This window comes from Dietzia sp. B44, assembly GCF_014145245.1.
Lineage (GTDB): Bacteria > Actinomycetota > Actinomycetes > Mycobacteriales > Mycobacteriaceae > Dietzia > Dietzia natronolimnaea.
In genome coordinates this window covers 18,068-18,415 of sequence record NZ_JAALEF010000524.1, presented here as the reverse complement: position 1 = coordinate 18,415, position 348 = coordinate 18,068, and the positions used below count along the sequence as shown (strand labels likewise).

General features: G+C 70.1%; 1 pseudogene. It reads right to left on the bottom strand.

The features are described 5' to 3' along the window. Nucleotides 1–348 (bottom strand): annotated as a pseudogene (locus tag G6017_RS17170) (MBL fold metallo-hydrolase); the annotation flags it as partial.

Below are 348 nucleotides of genomic sequence, written 5' to 3'. Positions count from 1 at the left end.
CTGAGCTGCTCGGAGCCCGGGATGTGCCCCTCGGCGTGCTCGGTCTTGTTCCGCACGTCCAGGACCATGGCGGCGTCGAACGCGTCCAGCTCGTCGGGCCCGATCATCTCGGGGGTCGTCATGGGCAGACACTCGAGGCCGGTGGTGTAGCCGGTGACGGTGTCGATGCCGACCCGTAGCAGGTGATCCCGGAACGCCTCGGCCATCTCGACGTCCTCGGCCAGGACCACCAGGGGCGTGTCCTCCTTCTCGGGGTCGTAGACCCAGGCGCCGAAGGAGGCGGCCTTGTCGACGCCGGGGATGTTGAGCGAGCCGGGGACGGTGCCCGCGTGGACCTCGTCCTGGCCG